This window comes from Pseudomonas sp. P7758 (assembly GCF_013386485.1).
In the GTDB taxonomy this organism is placed as follows: Bacteria; Pseudomonadota; Gammaproteobacteria; order Pseudomonadales; family Pseudomonadaceae; genus Aquipseudomonas.
In genome coordinates this window covers 68,725-76,194 of sequence record NZ_JACARS010000125.1, presented here as the reverse complement: position 1 = coordinate 76,194, position 7,470 = coordinate 68,725, and the positions used below count along the sequence as shown (strand labels likewise).

Below are 7,470 nucleotides of genomic sequence, written 5' to 3'. Positions count from 1 at the left end.
TCAAATGTGGGAGCGGGTTGTGAGTTAGAAGAAGCCCAGCGGATTGATGTCGTAGCTCACCAGCAGGTTTTTGGTCTGCTGATAGTGATCAAGCATCATCTTGTGAGTCTCACGGCCCACACCGGACTTCTTGTAACCACCGAACGCGGCATGCGCCGGGTACAGGTGATAGCAGTTGGTCCATACACGCCCGGCCTTGATCGCCCGGCCCATGCGGTACGCGCGGTTGATGTCGCGGGTCCACAGGCCAGCACCCAGGCCGAACTCGGTGTCGTTGGCAATCGCCAGGGCTTCGGCTTCATCCTTGAACGTGGTGATGCTCACCACCGGGCCAAAGATTTCTTCCTGGAACACCCGCATCTTGTTGGTGCCCTTGAGCAGGGTTGGCTGGATGTAATAGCCGGTGGCCAGATCGCCGGTCAGCTTCTCGACCTTGCCGCCGGTGAGCAGCTCGGCGCCTTCGCCCTTGGCGATTTCGAGGTAGGACAAAATCTTGTCGAACTGCTGCTCGGACGCCTGGGCGCCGACCATGGTGTCGGTGTCCAGCGGGTCGCCACGTTTGATCGACTCGACCTTTTTCATCACCACTTTCATGAAGTCGTCGTAGATCGACTCTTCCACCAGCGCGCGGGAAGGGCAGGTGCACACTTCGCCCTGGTTGAAGAACGCCAGCACCAAACCTTCGGCGGCCTTCTCGATGAATTGCGGTTCGGCTTTCATGATGTCGGCGAAGAAGATGTTCGGCGACTTGCCGCCCAGCTCAACGGTGGACGGAATGATGTTCTCGGCGGCCGCGTGCATGATGTGCGAGCCCACTGGCGTGGAGCCGGTGAAGGCGATCTTGGCGATGCGCTTGCTGGTGGCCAGGGCTTCGCCGGCTTCTTTGCCGTAGCCGTGCACCACGTTCAGCACGCCCGGCGGCAGCAGGTCGCCGATCAGTTCCATCAGCACGTTGATGCCCAGCGGGGTTTGCTCGGCAGGCTTGAGCACCACGCAGTTACCGGCGGCCAGGGCTGGCGCGAGTTTCCAGGCGGCCATCAGCAGCGGGAAGTTCCACGGGATGATCTGGCCGACCACGCCCAGCGGTTCGTGGAAGTGGTAAGCGGCGGTGTGTTCGTTGATCTCGGCGCTGCTGCCTTCCTGGGCGCGGATGCAGCCGGCGAAGTAGCGGAAGTGATCCGCGGCCAGCGGGATGTCGGCGTTCAGGGTTTCGCGCACGGCCTTGCCGTTGTCCCAGGTTTCGGTGATGGCCAGCAGTTCGAGGTTCTGTTCGATGCGGTCGGCGATTTTCAGCAGTACCAGCGAGCGGTCCTGGGCCGAGGTCTTGCCCCAGGCGTCAGCGGCGGCGTGGGCGGCGTCCAGGGCCTTGTCGATATCCTTGGCAGTGGAGCGCGGGAATTCGGCGATGGGCTTGCCGTTGACCGGCGAGGTGTTGGTGAAATAGTTGCCATCGACCGGCGCGACAAACTCACCGCCGATGTAGTTGCCGTACTTGGCCTTGAACGAAACGATCGCGCCTTCAGTACCGGGGTGTGCGTAACGCATGGTGGGTATCTCCTGGCTTTTTGTGTTTATTGGAGGACGCACGGTTGTGCTTGTTAAAGCGTAGAGCAAAGGTCGGGCCAGTGCCTCGTAGAGCCTGTAAATCAAGGGTTTAGAGGTTGTTGCAAACCGTTGCTGTGGCAAGCTTGGTACAGCCTGGGTGACAGTTTGTGCCATAAGCGGTACAGCCTGTGACCGGTGGGTCTGCCCGGGATTGCATTGGTCGGGAGGCTGGAGGATGCTGGGCACTCGCGCGCGGTGTACTTCACGCAGGGAGAATAATAAGAACATGCAAAACGATCATTTCAGTCGCCATGCCCAACAAGTCCTGACGGTCACCCGTGGGCAGGACCCGCTGCATGGCCCCGGCAGCGATCCGTCCATCGCCCGCTCCTGGCTGCGTTGTCTTGAGGACTATCACCTCGACCCCGCATTGACCATCGCGCCCACGGTGCTCGAACATGGCCGCCTGCTGGAAAGCCGCGAACGCCTGCAACAAGTGCTGAGCATCGCCGGCAATGAAATGAACAGCCTGCATCAACAGCTCTCCGGCGCCGGCCATGCGGTGCTGCTGACCGACGCCCGCGGGGTGATCCTCAACTGCGTCACCGCCCCCAGCGAGCGCAAGATCTTCGAGGGTGCCGGGCTGTGGCTGGGTGCCGATTGGAGCGAGGCCTGCGAAGGCACCAACGGCATCGGCACCTGCCTGGTGGAGCGCCAGTCCCTGACGATTCATCGCGATGAACATTTTCGTGGCCGACATACCGGCCTGACCTGCTCGGCCAGCCCGGTGTTCGACCCTCATGGCGAACTGCTGGCGGTGCTGGATGTGTCCTCGGCCCGGGAGGCGGTATCGCGCCAGAGCCAGTTCCACACCATGGCGCTGGTCAATCTTTCGGCGAAGATGATCGAGAGCTGTTACTTCCTGCGCCATTTTGAGCACCACTGGTTGCTGCGCTTTCATTTGCAGGCCGAGTCTGTGGGCCTGTTCAGCGAAGGGCTGCTGGCGTTCGATGGTGAAGGGCGCATTTGTGCGGTTAACCAGAGTGCGTTGAACCTGCTCGGGCAAATCCGTGGCGGGTTGTTGGGGCAGCCGGTCGAGGCGTTTTTCGATTGTTCGCTCGATGAGTTGCTCGGGCGTGCCAGCGCGAACGCCAGCGCCAGTTGGCCCCTGCGTACCCGCGATGGCCGTGGCTTGTTCGCGGTGTTGCGCGGCCAGCCACGCAGCGTACCGGTGCCGGTGGCCCACGCCTTGCCGGAGCGGCCGCGATTGCCGGGCATTTGCCTTGGAGACGCGGCGCTGCAAAACGATTTCCGCAGAGCCTTGCGGGTGTTCGAGCGTGATGTGCCTTTGCTGATCCAGGGGGAAACCGGGTCTGGCAAAGAGGCGTTTGCCAAGGCCGTGCACCATGCAAGCCTGCGCGCAGATAAAGCCTTTGTGGCCCTCAACTGCGCAGCCATCCCGGAAAGCCTCATCGAAAGCGAGCTGTTCGGTTATCGCGGCGGCAGTTTTACCGGCGCCCGCAAGGAAGGCATGCGCGGCAAGCTGCAGCAGGCAGATGGTGGCACGTTGTTTCTGGATGAAATCGGCGATATGCCGCTGGCTTTGCAAACCCGGCTATTAAGGGTGCTTGAAGACCGCTTGGTAGTGCCCATCGGCGGTGAACCGCAAGCGGTGGACGTCAGAATTATCAGCGCTACCCACCGTAATCTGCTTGATCGGGTGCAGGACGGTAGTTTTCGTGAAGACCTGTATTACCGGCTCAATGGCCTGGAAGTGGCCTTGCCGCCGTTGCGCGAGCGCAGTGACAAGTTGCAACTGCTGGACTTCCTGTTGGCCGAAGAAGCGGGAGATCAGGCGGTGCAGCTTGACGGCGAGGCCCGCCAGGCCCTGTTGGCGTTCGCGTGGCCGGGCAACGTGCGGCAGTTGCGCACGGTGTTGCGCACCCTTGCCGCACTGTGTGAGGACGGGCGGGTGAGGCTTGATGACCTGCCTGCACAGATTCGTGCCGTGCAAACCCTGCCGGTGGCGATGAGTGAACCGGCAAACTCATTGCTGGATGCTGCCGAGCGCCAGGCATTGCTGGCAACATTGGTGCAGCAACGCTGGCATATGACGCACGTGGCGACCGTGCTTGGAGTCAGTAGAAATACGCTTTATAGAAAGTTACGTAAGTATGGTATAGCGCGTCAGGTTTAATGATGACGTTACCTGTTCTGGCTGTGAGTGATCAATCTGTGTTGTGGGCGACTGTGCGTTAAATAATTGGCGTCGCACCGTATTAATGTTTTGTCATGTATTTTCGTGTGTGGGTGACTGTCTTCTGGAACGTTCATTATCTGTTTAGTTACTAAGTTGGCGGTTGTCGATTGTCTCGATAACTCGCTAATAGCGCTTATGCGTAAATAGTAACAACAAGTGAGATAATAATCATGAATAGTATTAGAATTCGGCCCAACACGGTCAATCTACCTCCAGTGAATACACCACCGGCCCCGCGCAATGGCGGTGTAACGCCTCCGATAGTACGTCCCGGTGGCCAGGGCAGCTCCCCTCCAATAGCTCCCCAACCTAAACCCCGGTTAGGGAAAAATCCGGCCACAGACACCTCCACAACGCTACCCAAGCCCGAGAAACCCAATAATTTTCAAACGCTGACACAACAAAAATTGATGAACCAAGGGCCTGCCAACCGGCCGTTCAAGCCTCAGGCCAGCGCAGATCCTAAAGATATGGCACAGGTGACTCAAAACCTGATGGTTGCTGATCGCCTGGTCAAGGCTAAGGTGTTCGACACCTCGCCCCAGGCGGCGACGGTAGCCCGCGACGCCTTTGTCAGTTCGGGTGTAAGCGGATTGGTCAGTGCTCCCCTGAGTATTGGTACCTACGCAGGCTCGGTTTGGTCTGGCGAGACAATCAAGGCGCAGTTTACAAACAATACGCCACTGCTCCCTCCGGCTCACCAGCCGGCTCCAAGCACGCAGGTGCCTGCCGCGAAAACCGACGGGACAACATCGGTCGTCGCCACGCAGGACACCGACACGGGTGCCACGACCGCGCGCTTGGGCCTGGCCGAGTTGCGCATGGAAGTCATTGCCAACAATATTATGGCAATGCGTCAAGGAACGAATGCTCCGGCACTTAAAATGAGCGACTCCTCGTCGTCGCGTACGCCAAGCGAGCGCCTGGAAACGCTTGAGGCCTTGTATAAAACTGCGGAGGAACAGCTTAAAAAACTGGCGGACGAAAGCGACATGGTATTCCGGCCTTACATTGCCACTCCCGCAGACGGCACCGATGACAAAGGCCGTCTGGATGTTATTGATAAAAAATTCGACGCATTAAACAAGTTCATAGGGAAGTTGTTGCACATGAAAACGCTGGAATTACCGGCGGAGTCTGCCGAAACAAAAGTCGTGTGACATAACCCCGCGTAAACTTTCGAGTCATGGATGATGCTCAGTCAAACTGGCGATGGGTCCGATGCCATGCATGCATCCTGTGGCACCGGACTTATCGAATATTCCCCTACGCTCTGACAAACAATGGCGGCTACCCCCCCCCAAGGCCTGCGTGCTACAGCTAAAGAGTGCGATTTTCCATTCCCTGCGCTAACCTGCCTCGATGTTTTACGAGGTCGACTATGCACATTCATATTCTCGGTATTTGCGGCACGTTCATGGGCTCGATGGCGGTGCTCGCCAAAGAACTGGGCCATCATGTTACTGGCTCCGATGCCAACGTTTACCCACCCATGAGCACGCAACTGCAGGCCCAGGGCATTGAGCTGACCCAAGGTTATGACCCGGCGCAATTCGACCCGGTCCCGGACCTTGTCGTGATCGGCAATGCCATGGTGCGCGGTAACCCGGCAGTCGAATATGTACTGAATAAAGGTTTGCCGTACGTGTCTGGCCCGCAATGGCTAGCCGACCATGTGTTGCAAGGCCGTTGGGTACTCGCCGTTGCCGGTACCCATGGCAAGACCACTACCAGCAGCATGCTGGCCTGGGTGCTGGAGCATGCGGGCATGAGCCCGGGCTTCCTGATTGGTGGCGTGCCGCAGAATTTCTCGGTGTCGGCGCGCCTCGGCGACACCCCGTTTTTTGTCATCGAAGCCGATGAATACGACAGCGCGTTCTTCGACAAACGCTCCAAGTTCGTTCACTACCGCCCGCGTACGGCGATCCTGAACAACCTGGAGTTCGATCACGCGGACATCTTCCCTGATCTGGCGGCCATCGAGCGGCAGTTCCACCACTTGGTGCGCACCATTCCCAGCGAAGGCCTGGTGATTCACCCCACCACCGAACCTGCCCTGCAGCGAGTTATCGAGATGGGCTGCTGGACCCCGGTACAAACCACCGGTGCTGGCGGCCAATGGCAGGTCAAACTGCTGAGCGAAGATGGCTCCAAATTTGAAGTACTGTTCGAAGGCGTCGCCCAAGGCATCGTCGATTGGGACATGACCGGCCAGCACAACGTCGCCAATGCCTTGGTCACCCTGGCGGCTGCGCGGCATGTCGGCGTGGTGCCGTCCATGGGCATTGCGGCCTTGAGCGCGTTCAAAAGCGTCAAGCGCCGGATGGAAAAGGTCGCCGAAGTGAATGGGATTACCATCTATGACGACTTTGCCCACCACCCGACGGCCATCGCCACTACCCTGGATGGCTTGCGCAAGCGTGTGGGTGATGCCCAGGTGATCGCGATTATCGAGCCGCGCTCCAACTCCATGAAGCTGGGCGCCCACCGTGATGGTTTGCCGGAAAGCGTCAACGATGCCGACCAGGTAGTGTGGTACGCGCCGGCCAACCTCGGTTGGGACCTGCCTGCCATCGCCGCGTTGTGCACGGTGCCGTCGATTTGCCGCGACTCACTGGAAGGCATCATCGAGCACGTGAAACACCAGGCCAGGCCCGGCACTCACGTGGTGATCATGAGCAACGGCGGCTTTGGCGGCCTGCATGGCAAACTCGCCGAGGCCCTGAAGTGAGCGGCCCGGAACGCGTCACCCTGGCGATGACCGGTGCGTCCGGCGCGCCCTATGGCTTGCGCCTGCTGGACTGCCTGGTGCGCGAAGACCGCGAGGTGCACTTCCTGATCTCCAAGGCCGCGCAACTGGTGCTGGCCACCGAGACCGATGTGGCGTTGCCGCCCAAAGTGCAGATGATGCAGGCCTTCCTCACCGAGTACACCGGTGCGGCGGCGGGGCAGATCAAGGTCTATGGCAAGGAAGACTGGATGTCACCGGTGGCGTCGGGCTCCGGTGCGCCGGCCGCGATGGTGGTGGTGCCGTGTTCCACCGGGACCCTGTCGGCGATTGCCACGGGCGCCTGCAACAATCTGATCGAGCGCGCGGCGGACGTGACCTTGAAGGAGCGTCGCCAGTTGATTCTGGTGCCGCGCGAAGCGCCGTATTCGAGCATCCATCTGGAGCACATGCTCAAGCTGTCGAACATGGGCGTGACTATCTTGCCGGCGTCGCCGGGCTTCTATCACCAGCCGCAGACCATCGATGACCTGGTGGACTTTGTGGTGGCGCGGATTCTCAACCTGCTGAACATTCCCCAGGACATGCTGCCGCGCTGGGGCGAGCACCATTTGAGCAGTGATGAATAAACTATTGATGGTGCTGCTGGCGCTGCAACTGACCGGGTGTGCGACTGCGCGAACCCTGGACGCAGCCCAGCCCGGCGCGCCGGTGGTGTATGCCGGCACGCGGCTGGACATGTATGCGATTCAGGGCGGGTGCTGCGCGATGGACCGTTTTGGGGCCGAGGCGCCGAGCTATCCCCATGTCGACCTGCCGGCCAGTGCCTTGCTCGACACGCTGCTGTTGCCGCTGTCGGTGCTGACGGTGCTGGGGGTTGGGTTTAACGCGACGGGCGGGCTTTAGTACTTATCCCAGTATTAACAGAAATCCAATG

General features: G+C 59.9%; 6 protein-coding genes. 5 read left to right on the top strand and 1 reads right to left on the bottom strand.

Annotated elements, in window-relative coordinates; genetic code table 11:
* Nucleotides 1-24: 24 nt before the first annotated feature.
* Nucleotides 25-1,545 (bottom strand): aldehyde dehydrogenase family protein, encoded by a 1,521-nt coding sequence (locus HX873_RS24565; protein ID WP_003219398.1) that lies wholly within the window; start codon nucleotides 1,543-1,545, stop codon nucleotides 25-27.
* A gap of 286 nt (nucleotides 1,546-1,831) precedes the next feature.
* Between HX873_RS24565 and HX873_RS24560 the strand changes: the two genes are divergently transcribed.
* The 5 genes from HX873_RS24560 to HX873_RS24540 all read left to right on the top strand — a co-directional run bounded on the left by HX873_RS24560 (nucleotide 1,832) and on the right by HX873_RS24540 (nucleotide 7,439).
* The gene (locus HX873_RS24560; RefSeq protein WP_008436524.1) at nucleotides 1,832-3,742 is read left to right on the top strand and encodes a sigma-54-dependent Fis family transcriptional regulator; all 1,911 of its coding nucleotides are present in this window, start codon (nucleotides 1,832-1,834) and stop codon (nucleotides 3,740-3,742) included.
* A 473-nt stretch (nucleotides 3,743-4,215) separates the two neighbouring features.
* Nucleotides 4,216-4,965: a hypothetical protein gene (locus HX873_RS24555; protein WP_256349658.1), complete on the top strand. Its 750-nt coding sequence runs from the start codon at nucleotides 4,216-4,218 to the stop codon at nucleotides 4,963-4,965.
* A 221-nt stretch (nucleotides 4,966-5,186) separates the two neighbouring features.
* Nucleotides 5,187-6,536, top strand: coding sequence for a UDP-N-acetylmuramate:L-alanyl-gamma-D-glutamyl-meso-diaminopimelate ligase (gene mpl, locus HX873_RS24550; RefSeq protein ID WP_003219401.1), 1,350 nt, complete (start codon nucleotides 5,187-5,189; stop codon nucleotides 6,534-6,536).
* Entirely contained in the window at nucleotides 6,533-7,162 is a 630-nt protein-coding gene (gene ubiX, locus HX873_RS24545; RefSeq protein ID WP_003219402.1) for a flavin prenyltransferase UbiX, read from the top strand. The genes mpl and ubiX overlap by 4 nt, the downstream gene beginning before the upstream one ends.
* Nucleotides 7,155-7,439 (top strand): YceK/YidQ family lipoprotein, encoded by a 285-nt coding sequence (locus HX873_RS24540; RefSeq protein WP_023659172.1) that lies wholly within the window; start codon nucleotides 7,155-7,157, stop codon nucleotides 7,437-7,439. The genes ubiX and HX873_RS24540 overlap by 8 nt, the downstream gene beginning before the upstream one ends.
* The last annotated feature ends 31 nt before the right edge of the window (nucleotides 7,440-7,470 follow it).

Coding starts and splice junctions, on each gene's coding strand:
- HX873_RS24565 (WP_003219398.1), bottom strand. CDS start 1,545: ATGCGTTACGCACACCCCGGTACTGAAGGCGCGATCGTTTCGTTCAAG.
- HX873_RS24560 (WP_008436524.1), top strand. CDS start 1,832: ATGCAAAACGATCATTTCAGTCGCCATGCCCAACAAGTCCTGACGGTC.
- HX873_RS24555 (WP_256349658.1), top strand. CDS start 4,216: ATGAACCAAGGGCCTGCCAACCGGCCGTTCAAGCCTCAGGCCAGCGCA.
- mpl (WP_003219401.1), top strand. CDS start 5,187: ATGCACATTCATATTCTCGGTATTTGCGGCACGTTCATGGGCTCGATG.
- HX873_RS24540 (WP_023659172.1), top strand. CDS start 7,155: ATGAATAAACTATTGATGGTGCTGCTGGCGCTGCAACTGACCGGGTGT.